The 23,406-nt window shown below is 68.4% G+C and carries 1 protein-coding gene; it reads right to left on the minus strand.

Annotated features, from left to right (window positions below):
* Positions 1–48 precede the first annotated feature (48 nt).
* On the minus strand, positions 49–23,322 hold the full coding sequence (locus VVD47_RS16605; protein ID WP_327604599.1) for an immunoglobulin-like domain-containing protein: 23,274 nt from the start codon (positions 23,320–23,322) through the stop codon (positions 49–51).
* Positions 23,323–23,406 lie beyond the last annotated feature (84 nt).

Consider the following 23,406-nt stretch of genomic DNA (forward strand, 5'->3'; position numbering starts at 1 on the left):
CACGCGACCCGGATCGCTCCGGGCCGCGTGCACTCAGGCAGCGCTGCATCAATCCGTCTGCAGTTTGTTGTTGTTCAGCAGGTTCTGGATGATGGTGTTGTCGTTCAGCGTACCGCCGCCGGTGAGATCCACGCCCTGCAGCACGATGGTCTGGTCGACCGCGCCAGTGTTGTAGCCGCTGGAGAAGCCGCCACTGCTGCTGATCTGGACGGTGGTGTTGCCGCCACTGGTCTCGAAGTGCAGGTAGTTGCTCAGCGTGCCCGGGTTGGTGCCGGTGTGCTGTTCGCCCTGCAGCAGGTCACGCAGGTCGAGGACATCACCGCCGGCAGCCGGGCTGGCGTTGTTGAAGTCGGTGATCGTGTCGATCGCCGGCGTGCCGGGCGCGCCGCGGTCGGCCAGGGTCCACACGAAGACATCCGATCCGGTGCCACCGGTCAGCGTGTCGTTGCCGGCTCCCCCCACCAGGCGGTCGTTGCCGGCGCCACCGTCCAGCACGTCGTTGCCGGCGCCGCCGAACAGGAAGTCGTTGCCGTCGCCACCGTACAGGGTGTCATTGCCCAGGCCGCCGTCGAGCAGGTCATGGCCGGCCAGTCCGCTCAGCGTGTCGTTGCCGTCCAGGCCGAACAACTGGTCGTTGATCGCCGACCCGGTCAGCGTGTTGCCGGCATCGTCGCCCGCCGTCGCGTTGTTGTAGCTGCGCAGCGTCAGCGTGGAGCTGGAGGTGTCGCCGTCGCTGTCGGTCAGCGTGTAGCCGATCTCGGTCGGCGCGATGACCGTGGTCGAGGCGTCGTCGTTGATGTGCTGGAAGCGCAGGTCGGTGATGCGCGCCTCCGCATCGCTGGACGCCTGCACCTCGATGCGACCGACGTTGCTGTACTGCGAAGGCAGCGTCACCAGCCCTTCCGACTGGCTGACGAAGGTGCCCAGCAGGTGGCCGTCGATGTGGTAGATCGCGTAGGACAGCGAGGTGCTGCCGCCCACGCTGGCCGTGTCGCCGAGGTTGCTGTTGTCGACGTTGACCGTGAAGCTGATGCCTTCCACACCGTGCATGTGGATCGCCGTGCTGAAGGTGAAGATCATCGTCTCCAGCCCGTCGATGCTGCGGTTGTTGGTGTCGCTGTTGCTGCTGGTGGCGGAGCTCGCCACGCCGCGGCCGGTCACGCCGGCGCCGTCGTTGCTGGTGCCGGAGGGGTTGTAGTAGGTGATCGTGGCGGCGTTGCCGTTCTCGTCGCGGCCGCTCACGCTGACCCCGGTGGTGGATACCGGCGCGCTGTTCAGGTTCACCGTGGTGGTGGTGTCGACGCCCGGGTTCGGGCGGCTGGCCGTCGGCGGCGCGTAGTTGTAGTAGCCGTCACGGTTGAACACCAGGCTGCTGCCGTTGCTGGCGTGCGTCCAGGTGAGCTGGCCGTTGCTGACGGTATAGGTGCCACCCAGTGCGCTGGTCGATCCGGCGTTGGTGGTGAGGTTGAAGGTCTGGCCCTGGAACACGATGGAGCTGACGCGCGCGCCATCCACCGCCGTGTCGGCGCCGGGGCCCCTGGACGTGAAGTCCGTGGTCAGCGTGCCTTCGTTCAGGCCGCTGTCAGTGCCCAGGCCGCTGACGACGTTGCCGGAGTACGAAGTGCTGTTCGGCGTCAGGGTGTCGAAGTCCGGACGCGCCACCGGCTTGCCGTCGACGATGCTGAAGTTCAGGTTGGTCGCCGGCGTCACGTCACCGTCACCGTCGCGCGCCACGAAGGACAGCGAGAAGCGGTCGCCTTCGGATGCCGCGCTGCCGGTGTAGTAGGTGTAGTTGCCGGTCGCGAAGTTGAAGTTCAGCGTGCCGTAGGTGAAGCCGCGGGCCGAGGTCAGCGACAGCGTGTCGCCGGTGATCGGCGATCCGCTCGGGTAGCCACCGGTCCAGCTGATCTGGTTGGTGCTGGCGTTGTACGTGAAGGTGACGTTGGCATTCGGCACGCCGTCCGCGTTGGTGTCCAGCTGCAGCGTGACGGACTGGATATAGCCACCGTCCGCGCCCAGCGCGCTGCCTACGCCGCTGCTGGCACTGCCCACCACGTTGCCGCCGTAGGCGACCGGCACCGAGTTGGTCAGCGTCGCCGACAGGTCGTTGAGGTCCGGCACGATGATGGCCGAATCGCGGCTGCCGCTGTTGTCCGCATCCACGTTGTGGATGGTGTTGAGCGCAGCCGAGCTGGCGATGCCGGTACCCACGCCGATGGCATAGGACTTCACGCCGTTCGCACTGGTGAAGCTGTCCCAGCTGCTCACCGCGGTGTTGGTGTTGCCGCTGGTGGGCGCACCGTCGGAGATGAAGTACGAGATGTTCGTCGTGCTGCTGCCCGGCGTACCGAAGGCGGTGCGCGCGGACGCCAGGCCGGCCTCGTAGTTGGTGCCGCCGGTGGAGGACACGTTGATGGCGTTGATGGCGGCGATCAGCGTGGCCTTGTCGGTGTAGGCGCTGCCACCGTTGAGGATGGTGCCGGTCGGGCCGAAGGTGACGATCTTCACCGCCACGCTGGATGCCTGGTCGAAGTACTCCGTTACCAGGTCGATCATGGCCTGCTTGGCGAGGTCCAGGCGCGTGCTGACGCTCGTGCTGCCGTCGGCGTTCTCGTCCTGGATCTGGCCGCCGGCTTCCGCCAGCGTCATGCTGCGGGAGATGTCCAGCACCAGCACCAGGTTGTAGGACGGCATGTTCGACTCGGTGACTTCCACCTCGCGCGTGAAGGCCTGCGGACGGTCATCGACGATGGTGACCTGCAGGCTGGCCGTGCCGAGGTTCGAGGTGTAGCTGATGGCACTGGTCAGGCTGTTGTTGTTGGCCACCGCGCTGTGGTTGGCCGGGTTCAGCAGGGTGTAGGTGTAGTCGCCCACGCCGGCACCGGTCACGTCGACCACCACGTTGCCGACGGTCACACCGCCCACCACATGGTTGTAGCCGACATAGCCGGCGCGCGCGTCGGTGTCGTTGGCCGAGCCATCGGTCACGCCGCCCACGCTGGAGATGGACACGCCACCCACGCCGTCGTTGGACAGCAGGTTGCCGCTGATGACGCGGTTGCCGCCACCGGTGCCGCCGGACAGCGCGCTCTCATGCACCGTGATCAGGTCGTTGTTGGCCTGGTAGGTGGTGATGCTGGCCGTCGCGGTGCTGGTCTGGCCGTTGCTGTCGGTGATGGTGTAGGTGAAGTTGCCGGTGCCGGTGCTGCTCGGCGTGTAGGTCCAGGTGCCGTTGCCATTGTTCACCAGCGTGCCGCCGGAAGCGGTGCTCACGCCGGTGATGGTGGCGCCGTCGTACAGCGTGTCGTTGGCGAGCAACTGGCCGCTGGTGATGGTGATCGGCGTTCCCATCTGGGTGTTGAAGTTGTCGTTGGCGGCCACCGGCGTGCCGGCGCTGTAGACCGTCAGGTTCACCGTGGTGGTGGCCGAGCCGCCGAGGGCCTCGGTGCTGGTCACGCTGGCGGTCAGCGTCATCGATGCGGTGCCGGTCGGCACGTTCATCGTCAGGCCTGCCAGTTGGGCCGGGGTCAGCACCCAGGTGCCGGCGCTGGGCGAGGAGCCGGCGCTGAAGGTCACGCCACTGGCCAGGCCGGTGATGGTGATGCTCGACAGCGTTTCGCTGCCGTCCACGTCGGTCAGCGCCGTAGCCAGGTTGACCGGCCAGGTGTCGTAGACCGTCGTCGTGACCGAGGTGCTGCCGCTGAAGCTCGTGCCGTCACCGAAGATGATGTCCTCGATGTTGTTGGCCACGCCCCAGCTCTTGCCGGTGGCGTTGTCGGTGATCACCACGTTGTCGTAGCCGTTGTAGGCGCCGTTGTGGTCGGTCGCGTAGGTGATGGTGTAGGCGCTGCGTGGCTTCTCCAGCACGATGTAGTCGCGCGCATCGGTCGCCAGCGCGCCGTTGCCGTTCACGCCGTTCACGTTCGACGACTGGGTGAACACGAAGATGTCGCCCAGTGCCGTCGTGCCGTTGGCATTGCCGCCGGAGGATGCGAAATCCGCCGTCTGCCACAGGCGCTGGCCGCTGCTGATCTGCACCACGCCGTCGATGATGGTGAAGCCACCGCTGGTGCCGGAACCGCCGGCGACGGTGATCTGCGTGTGCGTCACCGGTACGCCGGAGGTCATGCTCAGCGTCGGGGCGTCCGCCACCGGCGTGATGTCCACCCGCATGGTCGCGGTGTTGCCGGTGGCGTTGGCGGCGGAGCCGTCGACCGGCGTGTAGGTGAAGCTGGCGTAGTCGGCCTGGCGGTTGCCGGTGCTGCTGCCGCCATAGCCGTCGGCGCCGGATTCGTTGCTGTCCGGCACGAAGCGCAGTCGGCCCGCGGCGATGTCCGCCTGCGAGACGAGCTGGTTCAGCGTGGCGCTGACCCAGGTGCTGCCGTTGTAGTACTGCAGCACGCCGTCGGCCGGCAGGCTGCCGATGCGGATGGCCGGTGCCGGGCCGCTGTCCACGTCGGTGACGTTGAACTGCGCCCACGAGAACACCAGCGGCGAATCCTCGGTGCCGCTCACCGCGCCGCCGGTGGTGGTGGGGGCGTCGTTCACCGCAGTGACCGTGATGTTCAGCGTCGAGGTGTCGCCGCTGGAACCATCGGTCATCGTGTAGGTGATGGTCGGCACCGTGCCGTTGTAGTTCGTGACCGGCGTGAAGGTGTAGTTGCCGTTGGCCGCGATGTTGATCGTGCCCACGCCGCTGATGGTCGCCGTCTGGCCCGCGTTGAACGTGCCGGACACGCCGGCTACCACGAAGCTGGTCACCGTGACCGGGCCATCCACGCTGCTGGTGCCCGTCAGCACGCTGCCGGTGGCAACCGAGTCCTCGGCGATGGTGACGGTCTCGTTGGCGTCGGTGAAGGCGTCGTCCACCGGGGTGACGGTGATGTTCAGCGTGTTGGTGGCGCTGCTGGTGCCATCGGTAGCCGTGTAGGTCACCGTCGGCACGCTGCCGTTGTAGTTGGCCGCCGGGGTGAAGGTGTAGCTGCCGTTGCTGTTCATCACCAGCACGCCCACACCGGCCAGCGTGGCGGTGCCGGAGCCGCCTGCGGCGACCGTGTAGGTCGTGCCATTGACGACGAACTGCGACACACGCAGCGGGCCGTCCGGATCGCTGTCGTTGGTGAGCACGTTGCCGCCACTGGCGCCGGAGTCTTCCGCGATGCTCAGCGTGTCCGCTGCCGTCACGGTGGGGTCGGCCACCGGCGTCACGTTCAGCGTCAGCGTGCTGGTGGTCGTCACCGTGCCATCGGACACGGTGTAGGTTACGACCGGCACGGCGCCGTTGTAGTTGGCGGCCGGCACGAAGCTGTAGCTGCCGTTGCCGTTGAGGGTCAGCGCGCCGACGCCGGAGATGGTCGCCGTCTGGCCTGCGGTGAAAGTGCCTGTCACACCGGCCACGGTGAATTGCGTGACGGTCAGCGTGTTGCCATCGACATCGCTGTCGTTGGCCAGCACGCCGTTGGCGGCGGTCACCGTCAGCGTGGTGTCCTCGGCCGTGGTGTTCGTGTCGGCCTGGGCCACCGGTGCGTCATTCACCGCGGTGACGGTGATGTTCAGCGTGCTGGTGGCGGAGCTGGTGCCATCGGTAGCCGTGTAGGTCACCGTCGGCACGGAGCCGTTGTAGTTCGCGGCCGGCGTGAAGGTGTAGGTGCCGTTGCTGTTCATCACCAGCACGCCGACACCGGCGAGCGTCGCGGTGTTGGAACTGCCCGATGCGACTGCGTAGGTCGTGCCATTGACGACGAACTGCGACACACGCAGCGGGCCATCCGGGTCGCTGTCGTTGCCCAGTACGTTGCCGCTGGTGGTGCCGGAGTCTTCGGCGACGGTCAGCGTGTCCGGTGCCGTCACGGTGGGGTCGGCCACCGGCGTCACGTTCAGCGTCAGCGTGCTGGTGGTGGTGACCGTACCGTCGGACACTGTGTAGGTCACGACCGGTACCGCACCGTTGTAGTTGGCGGCCGGCACGAAGCTGTAGCTGCCGTTGCTGTTGAGGGTCAGGGTGCCGACGCCGGTGATGGTCGCCGTCTGGCCCGCGGTGAAAGTGCCTGCCACGCCGGCCACGGTGAATTGCGTGACGGTCAGCGTGTTGCCATCGACATCGCTGTCGTTGGCCAGCACGCCGTTGGCAGCCGTCACCGTGAGCGTGGTGTCTTCGGCCGTGGTGTTGGTATCGGCCTGGGCCACCGGTGCGTCATTCACCGGTGTCACGGTGATGTTCAGCGTGTTGGTGGCGCTGCTGGTGCCGTCGGTGGCGGTGTAGGTCACCGTCGGCACGCTGCCGTTGTAGTTGGCGACCGGCGTGAAGGTGTAGCTGCCGTCGCTGTTCATCACCAGGGTGCCGACACCTGCGAGAGTGGCGGTGTTGGCGCCGCCCGCGGCGACCGCGTAGGTCGTGCCATTGACGACGAACTGGGACACGCGGATCGGGCCGTCGGCGTCGCTGTCGTTGCCCAGCACGTTGCCGGAACCGGTGCCGGAGTCTTCCGCGATGGTCAGCGTGTCCGGTGCCGTGACGGTGGGATCGGCGACTGCCGTGACGGTGATGCTCAGCGTGTTGGTCGCGGAGCTGGTGCCGTCGGTGGCGGTGTAGGTCACCACCGGCACGCTGCCGTTGTAGTTGGCCGCCGGGGTGAAGCTGTAGCTGCCGTTGCTGTTCATCACCAGTACGCCGACGCCAGCCAGCGTGGCGGTACTGGAGCCACCTGCCGCGACGGTGTAAGTCGTGCCATTGACGACGAACTGGCTCACGCGCAGCGGACCATCCGGGTCGCTGTCATTGCTCAGCACGTTGCCGTTGGTGGTGCCGGAATCTTCGGCAACGGTGAGCGTGTCGGGTGCCGTCACGGTCGGGTCGGCCACCGGCGTCACGTTGATGGTCAGCGTCGAGGTGTCACCGCTGGAACCGTCGGTCATCGTGTAGGTGATGACCGGCACGGCGCCGTTGTAGTTGGCGACCGGCGTGAAGGTGTAGCTGCCGTTGGCGGCGATGTTGATCGTACCCACGCCGGTGATCGTCGCGGTCTGGCCCGCGTTGAACGTGCCGGCGACACCGGCGACGCTGAAGGTGGTGACCGTCACCGGGCCATCGACGCTGCTGGTGCCGGTCAGCACGCTGCCGGTCAGCGTGGCGTCCTCGTTCACGCTGACGCTCTCATCCGCGTCGGTGAAGGCGTCATCCACCGCGGTGACGGTGATGTTCAGCGTGTTGGTCGCCGAGCTGGTGCCATCGGTGGCGGTGTAGGTCACCGTCGGCACGCTGCCGTTGTAGTTGGCCGCCGGGGTGAAGCTGTAGCTGCCGTTGCTGTTCATCACCAGTACGCCGACACCCGCCAGGGTGGCCGTGCTGGAGCCACCGGCGGCGATGGTGTAGGTGCTGCCGTTGACCACGAACTGCGACACCGACAGCGGGCCGTCCGGATCGCTGTCGTTGGTCAGCACGTTGCCGCTGGTGGTGCCGGAGTCTTCCGCCACGGTCAGCGTGTCCGGTGCCGTCACGGTCGGGTCGGCCACCGGCGTCACCGTGATGTTCAGCGTGCTGGTGGCACTGCTGGTGCCATCGGTGGCGGTGTAGGTCACCGTCGGCACGGATCCGTTGTAGTTGGCGGCCGGGGTGAAGGTGTAGGTGCCGTTGCTGTTCATCACCAGCACGCCCACGCCGGCCAGCGTAGCGGTGCTGGCGCCGCCTGCCGCCACCGTGTAGGTGGTGCCATTGACGACGAACTGGCTCACGCGCAGCGGGCCGTCGGCATCGCTGTCGTTGCTCAGCACGTTGCCGGAGCCGGTGCCCGAGTCCTCGGCGATGCTCAGCGTGTCGGCGGCGGTCACGGTCGGATCGGCCACCGGGGTCACGCTGATGTTCAGCGTGCTGGTGGCACTGCTGGTGCCGTCGGTGGCGGTGTAGGTCACCGTCGGCACGGAGCCGTTGTAGTTGGCGGCCGGGGTGAAGGTGTAACTGCCGTTGCTGTTCATCACCAGCACGCCGACGCCGGCCAGCGTGGCCGTTGCCGAGCCACCGGCGGCGACCGTGTAGGTCGTGCCGGAAACCACGAACTGCGACACCGACAGCGGGCCGTCCGGATCCGTGTCGTTGGCCAGCACGTTGCCCGCGGTGGTGCCGGAATCCTCGGCGACCGTCAGCGTGTCGGCGGTGGCGACGGTCGGGTCGGCCACCGGCGTGATGTTCACCACCACGCTGTCGGTGTCGGTCAGCGAGCCGTCGGAGCTGACGATGGAGATCGTCGCGCTGCCGTTGTAGTTGGCGGCCGGCGTGAAGCTCAGGCCGTTCAGCGCGGCGTTGATGGCGGCCTGGCTGCCGCTCACCGTGACCGTGCCGCTACCGTTGCCGGTCACCGTCACGCCCGCGGTGGAGCCCAGGGTCAGCACGCCGTTGGCGACCGACAGGGTGGTGGTCAGGTTCGGGCTGTCGATGTCGGAGACGGTGATCGCATTGCCGTTGGCATTGCTGAACACGCGCGACGTATCTTCGTTGATGGTCTGCGCGCCCGGCACCGCGTTGATCGGCGCGTCGTTCACCGCGGCGACGTTCACCGTGACGGTGGCCGTCTCGGTGGTGCCGCCGGCGGTGACGGTGTAGGTGAAGTTGGTTGCGCCGTTGTAGTTCGCCGTCGGCGTGAAGACGAGCTGGCCGGACGCGTTGAGCGTCACGCTGCCGTTGTCCACCGCCACGGCCGGGCCGCCGGCAGTGATGGCGTTGCCGTTGATGGCGGTGATGCTGCGGCCGCTGTCCTCGAAGCTGTCGTTGGCCAGCGCGTTGATGGTGACCGGGCTGTCCTCGGTGGCCGCCACGGTGTCGTTGGCGATGTCCGCCACCGGCGTGATGGTCAGGTTGATGACGTCGGTGTCGCTGAGGCTGCCGTCGGAGGTCACCACGGTGACCGTGGCCGGGCCGTTGTAGTCCGGGGTCGGTGCCAGCACCGCGCCGTTCAGCGCGTTGTTGATGGCGCTCGGGCTGCCGGTGATCACCACCGTGCCGGTGCCGTTGCCGGTCACCGTGACACCGGCGGTGGAGCCCAGGGTGATGGTGCCGTGCGAGGCGGTCAGCGTGGTGGTCAGCGAGCTGCTGTCCACGTCGGACACGCCGCCCATGGTGGTGTTGAAGACGTAGCTCACGTCCTCGGTCAGGGTGGCATCCGGCGGCAGGAGGTTCACCGGGGCGTCGTTCACCGCCACCACGTTGATGCTGGCGACGGCGGGCGTCGCGTCGGTGGCGCTGTCGTTGTCGCGCGCGGCGTACTGGAAGCTGGTGTTGCCGTTCCAGTTGGTGCTGGGGCGGAAGTACACCGGACCGCTCACCACGTCGCCCGCCGCGATGGCCTGCGTACCGGCGGCGTCACGGTACAGCGTGCCATTGGCCGGGGTGGTGGAGATGACGTAGCCGGTCACCGTGCCATCCACGTCGCTGCCGGACAGGGTCACGGTGATCAGCGTGTCCTCGTTGCCGCTGGCGTTCGCCGCATTGGTTTCCGGCGCATCGTTCACCGGCGTGACGTTGATGGTGGTGGTGGCGGTGTTGCTGTTGTTGAAGCCGTCGGTCAGCGTCACCGTGATGTTGCGCGGCGTGGTGCTGGGCGTGTCGCTGCCGTTGGCGAAGGTGATCGCGCGCAGCGCCGTCTGGTAGTCGGCGGCGGTGGCCGAACCGGACAGCGTGATGGTGATCTGGCCGGCCGTGGTGTTGACGTTGGCGGTGATGCCGCTGGGCAGGCTGCCCAGGTTCAGCACGTCGCCCGCCTGGCGGTTGGTCAGCACGACGGTGGCACCGGCGACGTTGCCGCCGTCCGGATCGGTGATCGCCACGTCGGCATCGGTGATGGACACGCCGGCGGCCTGCTCGGTGTAGCCCACCGTGTAGTTCGCGCCGGTGGCACCGCTGGAGTTGTTGGCGTCCAGGTCGAGCGCGGGCGGGGCGTCGTTGTCGACGATGCTGCCTACGCCGCTGCCGTCGGCGATGGTGGCGTTGCTCGGGTTGCTCAGCGTGACGTTCAGCGTCTCCGTGGCCTCGGTCACCGTGTCGTTGGTGATGGGCACGGTGATGGTCAGCGTGGTCTGGCCGGGCGCGAAGCTCAGCGTGCCGCTGGTGGCGGTGTAGTCGCTGCCGGCCGTGGCGGTGCCGTTGCCGGTGGCGTAGTTCACCGTCACCGTCTGGCCGGACGCGGCCGACAGCGTGACCGTGAAGGTCATGGTGCCGGCGGACTCGTTCACGCTCACGTCGTTGATCGACAGGCTGGGCGTGGCGTCGTCGTCGACGATGGTGCCGGTGCCGGTCTGTCCGCCCACGGTGAGCGGCACGGTCTCGTTGATTTCGTCCAGCGTGTCCTGCGTGGTCGGCAGGGTGACGGTGAAGCTGGTCACGCCGGCCGGCACGGTCAGCACGCCGCCCGCGAGCGTCACGCCGTTGCTGAAGGTCGGCGTGCCGTAGTCGGCGGCCGACGCGCTGCCGCCACCCAGCGAGAAGCTGTGGGTGGTGGCGGTGGACGACGCGTTGCTCAGCGTCACGTTGTAGACGAGGCTGCTGCCCTCGTTGGCGCTCGGGCTGCTCACGCCGCTGATGGTCGGCGCGGCGTCGTTGTCCACGATGGTGGTGGTGACGCTGTTGTTGCTGGGGTGCGCGGCGATGGCTTCGAAGCCGCCGCCGGTGATGCCGCCCAGCGACACGACGATGGTTTCATCCGGTTCGTCGGTGGTGTCGTTGGTGGTCGGCAGCGTGAAGGTGGCGCTGCTGGAACCGGCCGGGATTGTCACAGTGACCACGCCGGTGTAGTCGCTGCCACCGCCGGTGGCGGTGCCGCCGTAGTTCAGCGTCACGGTGACGGCGGTGACCGCGGGCTGGCTCAGCGACACGGTGTAGTTGCCGGTGGTCGCGCCTTCGGTGACCGAGCCCGGGCCGGCGATGCTGACCAGCACCGTGTCCGGCGTCGCTTCGTCGACGATGCTGGTGGTGATGCTGCCGCTGCTGCCGACGGCCAGGTTCTCGAAACCGCCGCCGCTGGTGCCGCCGATGCTGACGGTGAAGCTCTCGCCGCTTTCGGCGAATGCGTCGTCGAGGGTGGCGATGTCGAAGGTCGCGCTGCTGGCGCCGGCCGGGATCGTCACCGTGGCGACACCGGTGTAGTCCGTGCCGTTGGCCGCCGTGCCGCTGTAGGTCAGCGTCACGGTGACGGCGGTCTGCGCGGCGCTCGACAGGGTGAGCGTGTAGGTGCCGCTGTTGCCTTCGGTGATGCTGGCCGGGCCGGCGCTGAGGTTGATCGTCGAGGTGTCGCTGTCGTCGCTCACCACGGTGCTGGGCGAGCCACTGGTGGCGACCGCCTCGTAGTTGCCGCCGGTGGTGCCGGTGATGGTCGTCGTGACCGTCTGGTTGCCCTGGGCATACACGTCGTCCGCGCGCACCGCGAAGGCGGCGCTGTTGGCGGAGCTGGCGCCCACCGGGATGGTGATGGTCTGTCCGTTGGACAGCGTGACCACCAGCGGATTGCCGGCCACCACGTTGTTCACCGTAGCGGTGTAGACGATGCTGCCGCCCTCGGTGACGTTGGCGGAGGAGGCGGTCAGCGTCACGGTGGTGACATCCGCGTCGTCGGTCACCGTGGTGCTGGCCGTGCTGCTGGTGGTCAGCGCTTCGTAGTTGCCACCGCTGGTGCCGGTGATGCTGGTGGTGAGGGTCTGGTTGCCCTGCACCTGGGCGTCATCCGCGCGCACGGCGAAGGCCGCGCTCTGTGCGCTGCTGCTGCCGACCGGGATGGTGATGGTCTGGCCATTGCTCAGTGTGATGACCAGCGGCGTGCCGGTGACGGCGTTGTTCACCGCGGCGGTGTAGATGATGCTGCCGCCTTCCACCACGCTGGCGCTGGACGCGGTCAGCGTGACGGTGGTGGCGTCTGCGTCGTCGGTCACTGTCGTGCTGGCGGTGCTGCTCGTCGTCAGGGCTTCGTAGTTGCCACCGGTGGTGCCGGTGATGCTGGCGGTGACGGTCTGGTTGCCCTGCACGTAGGCGTCGTCACCCCGCACGGCGACGGCGGCGCTCTGCGCGCTGGTCTGGCCGACGGGGATGGTGATGACCTGGCCGTTGTTCAGCGTGATGACCAGCGGCGTGCCGGCCACCGCGTTGCTGACCGTGGCGGTGTAGATGATGCTGCCGCCCTCGGTGACGCTGGCGGCCGAAGCGGTCAGCGTGACGACGGTGGCATCCGCGTCGTCGGTGACGGTGGTGCTGGTCGTGCTGCTGGTGTTCAGCGCTTCGTAGTTGCCACCCGTGGTGCCGGTGATGCTGGCGGTGACGGTCTGGTTGCCCTGCACCTGTGCGTCATCCGCACGTACCGGGTAGGCCGCACTCTGCCCGCTGCTGCTGCCGACGGGGATGGTGATGGTCTGGCCGTTGTTCAGCGTGATGACCAGCGGCGAGCCGGTCACCGCGTTGTTCACCGTGGCGGTGTAGACGATGCTGCTGCCCTCGGTGACGCTGCTGGCGGAAGACGTCAGCGTCACGGTGGTGACATCCGCGTCGTCGCTCACCGTCGTGCTGGCGGTGCTGCTGGTGGTCAGCGCTTCGTAGTTGCCGCCGCTGGTGCTGCCGATGCTCACTGTCAGCGTCTGGTTGCCCTGCACGTAGGCGTCGTCGCCACGCACCGCGAACGGTGTGCTCTGCGCACTGGTGGCGCCCACCGGGATGGTGATGGTCTGGCCGTTGGAGAGCGTCACGACCAGCGGCGTGCCGGCCACCGCATTGCTGACCGTCGCGGTGTAGATGATGCTGCCGCCTTCCGTGACACTGGCGGCCGAGGCGCTCAGGGTCACCGTGGTGGCATCCGCGTCGTCGCTGACGGTGGTCGTGGCGGTGCTGGTGGTGGTCAGGGCTTCGTAGTTGCCACCGCTGGTGTTGCTGATGCTGACAGTCAGCGTCTGGTTGCCCTGGGCCTGGGCATCGTCCGGGCGTACCGCGAACGGCGTGCTCTGTGCGCTGCTGCTGCCCACCGGGATGGTGATCGTCTGGCCGTTGTCCAGGGTGATGACCAGCGGTGTGCCGGTCACCGCGTTGTTGACCGTCGCGGTGTAGACGATGCTGCCGCCTTCCGTGACGTTGCTGGCGGATGCCGTGAGCGTGACGGTGGTGGCGTCGCTGTCGTCGGTCACCGTCGTGCTGGCGGTGCTGCTGGTGGTCAGTGCCTCGTAGTTGCCATCGGTGGTGCCGGTGATGCTGGCGGTGACGGTCTGGTTGCCCTGTACGTAGGCATCGTCGCCGCGCACGGCGACGGCGGCGCTCTGTGCGCTGCTGCTGCCGACCGGAATGGTGATGGTCTGGCCGTTGTTCAGGGTGATGACCAGGGGCGAGCCGGTGACGGCGTTGTTCACCGTCGCGGTGTAGACGATGCTGCCGCCTTCGCCGACGCTGCTGGTGGAGGCGGTCAGCGTGACGGTGGTGGCATCGGCGTCGTCGGTCACCGTGGTGCTGGTGGTGCTCGTCGTGGTCAGCGCTTCGTAGTTGCCACCCGTGGTGCCGGTGATGCTGGCAGTGACGGTCTGGTTGCCCTGCACGTAGGCGTCGTCACCCCGCACGGCGAAGGGCGTGCTCTGCGCGCTGCTGCTGCCGACCGGGATGGTGATGGTCTGGCCATTGGACAGGGTGATGACCAGCGGCGAGCCGGCCACCGGGTTGTCCACGCTGGCGGTGTAGATGATGCTGCCGCCCTCGGTGACGCTGGCGGCCGAGGAGGTCAGCGTCACCGTGGTGGCATCCGCGTCGTCGGTCACCGTGGTGCTGGCGGTGCTGCTGGTGTTGAGCGCTTCGTAGTTGCCGCCCGTGGTGCCGGTGATGCTGGCGCTGACGGTCTGGCTGCCTTGCACCTGCGCGTCATCCGCACGCACTGCGAAAGGCGTGCTCTGCGCACTGCTGCTGCCCACCGGGATGGTGATGGTCTGGCCGTTGCTCAGGGTGATGACCAGCGGGGCGCCGGTGACGGCGTTGTTCACCGCGGCGGTGTAGACGATGCTGCCGCCTTCCACCACGCTGGGTGCGGCGGACAGCGTCACGGTGGTGACGTCGCCATCGTCGGTGACGGTGGTGCTGGCGGTGCTGCTGCTGTTCAGCGCCTCGTAGTTGCCGCCGGTGGTGCCATTGATGCTGACCGTGAGGGTCTGGTTGCCCTGCACGTAGGGATCGTCCGCACGCACTGCGTACGGTGCGCTGTCGGCGCTGGTGGCACCGACCGGGATGGTGATGGTCTGGCCGTTGCTCAGCGTGACGACCAGCGGGCTGCCGGTCACCGCGTTGCTCACCGTCGCGGTGTAGATGACGCTGCCGCCTTCACCGACGCTGCCGGCGGCGCTGAGCGTCACGCTGGTGGTGTCGGTGCTGTCGGTCACCGTAGTGGTGGCCGGCGTGTTGTTGACCGCGAGGTTCTCGTAGTTGCCGCCGCTGGCACCGGTGATGCTGGCGGACAGGCTGCCGCCGCCGGCATACGGGTTGTTGGCCACCGGCAGGCTGATGCTGCCGCTGCTCTGGCCGACGGCGATGATGATGCTGCTGCCGTTGGACAGGGTCACCGTCACCGGGCTGCCGGTGACCGGCGCATTCACGCTGGCGGTGTAGGTGACGGTGCTGCCTTCCACCACGCTGCCGCTGGCGCTGAGGCTCACGGTGGTGGTGTCGAGGGTGTCGGTCACGCTGGTCACGGCCGGCGTGCTGTTGACCTGCAGCGACTCCAGGCCGCCGCCGCTCGCGCTGGCGATGCTGCGCGACACGTTGCCGGCGTCAAGGTAGGGGTCGTCCGCCGGTGCGGCGATGCTCAGCGTGCCGGTGAGCGCACCCGCCGCGATGGTGATGACCTGGCCGGTGGACAGCGTGACGCTGACCGGGCTGGCCGCCGCGTTGTTCAGCGTGGCGGTGTACAGGATGGCGCCGCCTTCGGCGACCGTCGGCGTGGCGCTGAGCGACACGGTGGTGACGTCCGGCGTGGCCTCGTCGCTGATCGTGGTGGTGACGCTGTTGCTGGTCGGGTGCGCGGCGATGGCCTCGAAGCCGCCGCCGCTGATGTTGCCCAGCGATACGACGATGGTCTCGCCGGAATCGGCCAGTGCGTCGTCGATGGTGGCCAGGTTGAAGGTGATGCTGGTGGCGCCGGCCGGGATCGTCACGCTGACGACGCCGGTGTAGTCGCTGCCGTTGGTGGCGGTGCCGCTGTAGTTCAGCGTGACCGTCACCGGCGTGACGGCGGCCTGGCCCAGGCTCACCGTGTAGTTGCCGGTGCTGTCGCCTTCGGTGACGGCGCCCGGACCGGCGATGCTGACCAGCACCGTGTCCGGCGTGGCTTCGTCGCTGATGGTGGCGGTGCCGGTGGCACTGGTGTTGGCGGTGGTGCCGGCGCTGACGTTGGCGGTCAGCGTGAAGGTCTCGCTGCCTTCGGCCAGCGCGTCATCGGTGGTGGCGACACGCACCTGCACGGCGCTCTCGCCGGCGGGGATGGTGATGCCGGCCGGGGTGACGGCCACCCAGGAGGTGCCGTTGAAGTACTCGAGCGCGGTGGCCGTGTCGGTGCCGACGATGGCGGTGCCGCTGGCCAGCACCGGGTTGAAGGTGACCGGCGTGGCGCTGAGGTTGGACAGGCCGACGGTGAACACCGCCAGGCCGCCTTCGCTGACGCTGATGTCGGACACGGTGATGCTGGGCGTGCCGTCGTTGTCCACCAGCGTGGTGGTGACGCTGCCGGCGCTGCCGGAGATCACCAGGTTCTCGAAGTTGCCGCCGGAGGCCGAGCCCAGGCTCAGTACGATGCTTTCGCTGCCTTCGGCGAAGGCGTCGTCGATGGTGGCGATGCTGAAGCTGGCGCTGCTGCTGCCCGCCGGGATGGTCACGGTGGCGACGCCGGTGTAGTCGGAGCCGTCGGCGGCGGTGCCGCTGTAGCTGATGCTGACGGTGACGTCGGTCTGCGCGGCGCTGGTGAGCGACACGGTGTAGCTGGCGCTGCCACCTTCGACGACGCTGCCGGATCCGGTGAGGCTGACGGTGGTGGTGTTGACGGTGTCGGTGACGCTGGTGGTCGCGGCCGCGCCGTTCACCACCAGGTTCTCGAAGTTGCCGCCGGTGGCGCTGCTGATGGTGGCGGACACGTTGCCGGCATCCACGTACACATCGTCGGTCGGGGCCGGCACGGACACGGTGCCGGTGGACTGGCCGGCGGCGATGTTGATGACGGCGCCGTTGCTCAGCGTGACGGTGACGGCCGATTGTGCGGCACTGGTCAGCGAGGCGGTGTAGATGATGTTGCCGCCCTCGGCGACGCTGGGCGTGGCGGACAGCGACACGGTGGTGTTGTCCGGCGTGTCGGTGACGGTCGTGCTGGCTGCGGCCGGGTTGATCGACAGGTTTTCGAAGTTGCCGCCGGTAGCGGTGGAGATGGTCGCCGACACACTGCCGGCATCGACGTACACGTCGTCGGTGGGGGCCGCATGCGTCGTGCTGCCGGTGGTGTCACCGGCGGCGATGGTGATGACCGCACCGTTGGACAGGGTCACGGTGACCGTCGACTGCGCCGCGCTGGTCAGGCTGGCGGTGTAGGTGATCTGGCCGCCTTCGGCGACGCTGTTCGACGCGGTGAGCGACACCGTGGTGGTGTCGGGCGTGTCGGTGACCGTGGTGCTGGCCGGCGTGCTGTCGACCACCAGGTTCTCGAAGTTGCCACCGGTGGCTGTGCTGATGGTGGCGGACACATTGCCGGCGTCGACATACACGTCGTCCGTCGGCGCCGGGAAGGTCACGCTGCCACTGGAAGCACCAGCGGCGATGTTGATGACGGCACCGTTGGACAGCGTGACGGTGACCGCCGACTGCGCGGCGCTGGTGAGGTTGGCGGTGTAGGTGATCTGGCCACCTTCGGCGACGCTGTTCGACGCCGTCAGCGACACGGTGGTGTTGTCCGGTGTGTCGGCGATGCTGGTCGTGGCGGCGGCCGGGTTGATCGCCAGGTTCTCGAAGTTGCCGCCAGTCGCGCTGCTGATGGTGGCGGACACACTGCCGGCATCGACATACACGTCGTCGGTGGGCGCGGCGAAGCTCACGCTGCCGGTGGCGCTACCTGCGGCGATGTTGATGACGGCGCCATTGGACAGGGTGACCGTCACCGGCGATTGCGCCGCGCTGGTCAACGAGGCGGTGTAGGTGATGTTGCCGCCCTCGGCGACGCTGCCGGATGCGGTGAGCGACACCGTGGTGGTGTCCGGCGTGTCGGTGATGGTGGTGACGGCCGGCGCGGTGTTGACCGCGAGGTTCTCGAAGTTGCCGCCGGTGGCGTTGCTGATGGTGGCGGAGACGCTGCCGGCATCGACATACACGTCGTCGGTGGGCGCGGCGAAATTCACGCTGCCGCTGGAGGCACCGGCGGCGATGTTGATGACCGCGCCGTTGGACAGGGTGATCGTCACCGCCGTGCCCGCGGCGCTGGTCAGCGACGCGGTGTAGGTGATCTGTCCGCCTTCGGCGACGCTGCCGGACGCGGTGAGCGACACCGTGGTGGTGTCGGGCGTGTCGGTGATCGTGGTGGTCGCGGCGGCCGGATTGACCACCAGGTTCTCGAAATTCCCACCGGTGGCGCTGCTGATGGTGGCGGACACGCTGCCGGCATCCACATAAACGTCGTCGGTCGGGGCGGCGAAGCTCACGCTGCCGGTGGACGCACCGGCGGCGATGTTGATGACCGCACCGTTGGACAGGGTGATGGTGACTGGCGTGTCCGCGGCACTGGTCAGCGACGCGGTGTAGGTGATGTTGCCGCCTTCGGCGACGCTGTTCGATGCGGTGAGCGTCACCGTGGTGGTGGTGAGCGTATCGGTGACCGTGGTGGTCGCCGGTATGCTGCTCACCAGCAGGTTCTCGAAGTTGCCGCCGGTGGCACCGGTGATGGTGGCGGATACGTTGCCGGCATCGACGATGGCGTCGTCGGCGGGCGCGGCCACGCTCACCGTGCCGGTGGACTGGCCGGCGGCGATGATGATAGTGGCACCGTTGGACAGCGTGACGGTGACCGCCGTCTGTGCGGCGCTGGTCAGGCTGGCGGTGTAGATGATGCTGCCGCCTTCGGCGACGCTGGGCGTGGCGGTGAGCGATACGGTGGTGTCGTCGAGGGTGTCGCTCACCGTGGTGACGGCGGGCGTGTTGTCGATGACGAGGCTCTCGAAGTTGCCGCCCACGGCGGTGGCGATGCGGTCCGACACGCTGCCGGCATCCAGGTGCACATCGTCGGCGGGTGCGGCCACCGTCGCGCTGCCTTGCGAGGCACCGGCGGCGATGAGGATCACCAGCCCGCTCTGCAGCGTGACGGTGACGGCGGTCTGGGCCGGGTTGTTCAGCGAGGCGGTGTAGGTGATCTGGCCGCCTTCGGCGACGCCGGACGTGGCGGTCAGCGACACGGTGGTGGTGTCGATGGTGTCGGTCACGCTGGTGCTGGCCGGCGTGCTGTCGACCACCAGGTTCTCGAAGGCGCCGCCGCTGGTGCTGGTGATCGTCGCGCTGACGTTGCCGGCATCGACGTGCACGTCGTCGGTCGGGGCGGCGACGGCGGTCGAGCCGGTCGTGCTGCCGGCGGCGATGTTGATGACGGTGCCGTTGGACAGGGTGACCGTCAGCGGTGCATTGGCCGGGTTGGTCAGCGTGGCGGTGTAGGTGATCTGGCCACCTTCGGCAACGCTGGACGTGGCGGACAGCGACACCGTGGTGGTGTCCTCCGGGCCGGCGGTGGCTTCGTCGGTGATGGTCGCGGTGCCGGTGGCGCTGCTGTTGCCGGTGACGCCGGCGGTGACCGTGGCGGTCAGCGTGAAGGTCTCGCCGCTGTCGGCAATCGGGTCGTCGGTGGTGGCGACACGCACCTGCACCGAGGTCTCGCCGGCCGCCAGGGTGATGCCGGCGCCGCCGACGGCGACCCAGCTGGTGCCGTTGAAGTATTCCAGCGTCGTGCCGGTGTCGGTGCCGACAGTGGCGGTGCCGCTGGCCAGGCTGGGGTTGAAGCTGATCGCCGTCGCGCTGGGGTTGGACAGGCTGACGGTGAACACCGCGTAGCCGCCTTCCACCACGCTGGTGTCGGAGACGGCCAGGGTCGGCGTGTCGTTGTCGACGATGCCGGTGGTGACGCTGCCGGCCGTGCCGGAGATCGCGAGGTTCTCGAAGTTTCCGCCGGTGGCGGTGGCGATGCTGACGGTGAAGCTCTCGGCGCCTTCGGCGAGCACGTCGTCGATGGCGGCGATGCTGAAGTTCGCGCTGCTGCTGCCGGCCGGGATGGTGATGGTCGCCACGCCGGTGAAGTCGCTGCCGTCGGCCGCGGTGCCGCTGTAGGTGAGCGTCACGGTGACGTCGGTCTGCGCATTGCTGGTCAGCGACACGGTGTACTGGCCGCTGGCGCCTTCGGCGATGCTGCCGGCGCCGGTGATGCTTACCGTCGTGGTGTTGAGCGTGTCGGTCACCGCGGTGGTGGCCGGCGTGGTGTCACGCACCAGGTTCTCGAAGTTGCCGCCGGTGGCCGTGGCGATGGTGGCCGACACGTTGCCGGCATCCACGTACACATCGTCGGTGGGCGCGGCGAAGGACACGCTGCCACTGGTGTCGCCGGCAGCGATGGTGATCACCGCGCCGTTGGACAACGTGACCGTGACCGGCGACTGCGCGGCGCTGGTCAGCGACGCGGTGTAGACGATGCTGCCGCCTTCCGCGACGCTGGGCGAGGCGGTGAGCGACACGGTGGTGGTGTCCGGCGTGTCGGTGATCGTGGTGCTGGCCGCAGTGCCATTCACCACCAGGTTCTCGAAATTGCCGCCGCTGGCGTTCGCGATGGTCGCGGACACACTGCCGGCATCGACGTACACGTCATCGGCCGGGGCTGCGACGGATACGCTGCCACTGCTGGCGTTGGCGGCGATGATGATGACCGCGCCGTTGGACAGGGTGACGGTGACCGCCGACTGCGCCGGCGCGGTGAGCGAGGCGGTGTAGGTGATGTTGCCGCCTTCGGCCACGCTGGGCGAGGCGGTGAGCGACACGGTGGTGTTGTCCGGCGTATCGCTGACGGCGGTGGTGGCCGGCGTGGTGTCGCGCACCAGGTTCTCGAAGCCGCCGCCGGTGGCGGTGGCGATGGTGGCCGACACGTTGCCGGCATCCACGTACGCGTCGTCGGCCGGTGCCGCGACGGACACGCTGCCGCTGCTGCTGTTGGCCGGGATGGTGATGGTGGCACCGTTGGACAGGGTGACGGTGACGGCGGAAGTCGCCGGGCTGGTCAGCGAGGCGGTGTAGGTGATGTTGCCGCCTTCGGACACGCTGGGCGAGGCGGTGAGCGATACGGTGGTGTCGGTGGGGACGTCGGTCACCGTGGTGGTGGCCGGCGTGGTGTCGCGTACCAGGCTCTCGAAGTTGCCGCCGCTGGCGGTGGCGATGGTCGCGCTGACGCTGCGGCTGCCGGCATACACGTCGTCCGCCGGGGCCGGTACCGACACGCTGCCGCTGCTGGCGTTGGCGGCGATGGTGATGACCGCGCCGTTGGACAGGGTGATGGTGACCGCCGACTGCGCCGGTGCGGTCAGCGAGGCGGTGTAGGTGATGTTGCCGCCTTCGGACACGCTGGACGAAGCGGTGAGCGACACCGTGGTGGTGTCGGGCGTGTCGCTGACGCTGGTGCTGGCCGGCGTGGCGTCGACCACCAGGTTTTCGAAGTTGCCACCGGTGGCGCTGGCGATGTTGCGCGCCACGCTGCCGGCATTGAGGTACACGTCGTCGGTGGGGGCGGGCACGGTCACGCTGCCGGTGCTGCTGTTGGCGGCGATGGTGATGACGACGCCATTGTCGAGCGTCACCGTCACCGCGGTCTGCGCGACGCTGGTCAGCGAGGCGGTGTAGGTGATGTTGCCACCTTCGGCGACGCTGGGCGTGGCGGTCAGCGACACCGTGGTGGTGTCGATGGTATCGCTGACGTTGGTGGTGGCGGGCGTGTTGTCGACGGCCAGGCTCTCGAAGTTGCCACCGGCGGCGCTGGTGATGCTGCGGCTGACGGTGCCGGCGTCCACCGTGGTGGTGTTGGCCGGTGCCGGCACGGTGACGCTGCCGGTCGATGCGCCGGCCGCGATGGTGATCTGGATGCCGCCGGTCAGGGTGACGGTGACCGGCGATTGCGCGGCACTGGTCAGCGAGGCGGTGTAAATGATGTTGCCGCCTTCGGCGACCGCGGGCGTGGCGCTGAGCGACACGGTGGTGGTGTCGACGGTATCACTCACGGCGGTGACCGCCGGCGTGCCGTTGACGGCCAGGTTCTCGAAGTTGCCACCGGTCGCACCGGTGATCGTGGCCGACACATTGCCGGCATCCAGGTACACGTCGTCCGTCGGTGCCGCGAAGGCCACCGAGCCACTGGAAGCGCCGGCCGCGATGGTGATGGTGGCGCCGTTGGACAGGGTGACCGTGACCGCCGTCTGTGCGGGCGCAGTCAGCGTGGCGGTGTAGGTGATGCTGCCGCCTTCCGCCACCGCGGGCGTGGCGGTGAGGGACACGGTGGTGGTGTCGGGCGTGTCGGTGATGCTGGTGGCGGCCGGCGTGCCATTGACCACCAGGTTCTCGAAGTTGCCGCCGCTGGCGGTGCTGATGCGCGCAGACACGCTGCCGGCGTCGAGGTAGACGTCGTCGGTCGGTGCGGCGACGCTGGCATTGCCACTGGTGGCGCCGGCGACGATGGTGATGACCAGACCATTGTCGAGCGTGACCGTCACCGGGGTCTGCGCGGGGCTGGTGAGGGTGGCGGTGTAGACGATGCTGCCGCCTTCGGCGACGCTGGGCGAGGCGCTGAGCGACACCGTGGTGGCGTCCACCGTGTCGCTGACCGTGGTGGTCACCGGCGTGTTGCTGAAGGTGACGCTGGAGAAACCGCCGCCGCTGGCCGCGCTGATGTTGCGCGAGACGTTGCCGGCATCGACATACACGTCGTCCGACGGGGCGGCCAGGACGACGGAGCCGGTGGTCTGGCCGGCGGCGATGGTGATCGTCTCGCCGGTGTTCAGGGTGACGGTGACCGGCGTGACCGCCGCGCTGCTCAGCGTGGCGGTGTAGGTGATGTTGCTGCCTTCGGCGACGGCGGGGGTGGCGCTGAGGCTGACGCTGGCGGTCACCGCGGCGGCCACGCCGACGGCGACGGTGGACGTGCTGGTGGCGCCGCTGGGGTCCGCCACGGTGTAGCTGAAACCGGTGTTGCCGGTGAAACCGGGGGTGGGCTGGAAGCTCAGCGTGCCGTCCGGGTTGAGGCTCACCACGCCTTGCGGCAGGCTGACCGGCGAGCCGACGGCGATCGGCTGGCCGTCCACGGCGGTGACGCGCAGGGCATCGCCATCGAGGTCGCTGTCGTTGGCCAGTACGTCGATGGTCACCGGCGTGCCGGCCGTGGTGTTCGCGGTGTCGGCGGTGGCCACCGGCGCGTCGTTCACCGGCTGGACGCTCACCGTGACCTGCGCGCTGCTGCTGGTCGTGCCGTCGCTGACGGTGTAGTTGAAGTTGGCCGGGCCGTTGTAGTTCGGCGTCGGCACGAAGGTGACGCTGCCGTCCGCATTGAGGGTCACGGTGCCGGTGGGAATGCTCACCGTGCTGCCGGCCGTGACCGGCGTGCCGTTGATGCTGGTGACGACCAGCGGAGCGCCGCTGCCGCTGACGTCGTTGCCGGTCAGCAGGAAGGTGACCGGCTGGTCTTCGTTGACGACCGTGGTGTCGGCCGTGGCCTGGGTGACGGGGTCGTCGTCCTCGGGCACGCGTTCGTCGTCGCGCTGGCCGGCGACGCCGTCGCGTTGCTGGAAGTCTTCCTGGGCCGCCGCGGCCGGGCGGGTGAAGTTGTAGCCGTCGAAGCCTTCGGCGATCCGCAGCAGGCGCACGAAGCCGTGGCCCTGCTGGTCGCCGCCCACGCCGGTCACACCGGCAGCGGTCGGGTCGAGTGCGGCGAAGGGGTCGGCGCCGCTGGCCAGGGCGGCGGCCACGCGGGCGGCGTCGGCATTCGCGGCGGAGAGTGCGGCTTCGTTGCGGCCGACGAGGGCCTGCAGCAGCATTTCTTCATCGGCCAGCACGCTGCGGCCACCGCCGATGTCCAGCGTCTGCCCGCCGTCCAGGCCGAGTACCAGCAGGCCTTTCTCGTCCACCACCAGTTGCTGGCCGATCTTCACGAGATCGCCCGGCTTCAGGGCCATCAGCTGGCCCTCGGCGATCTGTATGTAGGCTTTGCCGTCGATGCGGACCACGCGCGCGCTGGCGGGAATGGCGGTCAGGGTGGCGGGAGCATTGACGGGCGTATTGGTGGTGGCCATGAATTTGTCTTCCGGAAATGACACTTTTGACATTTACGAAAGCAATTTACGGCTGCCCCACGGCGCGGCGCATTGTACTCGGGT

Origin of the sequence: Uliginosibacterium sp. H1, from assembly GCF_036017065.1 — a bacterium.
Lineage (GTDB): Bacteria > Pseudomonadota > Gammaproteobacteria > Burkholderiales > Rhodocyclaceae > Uliginosibacterium.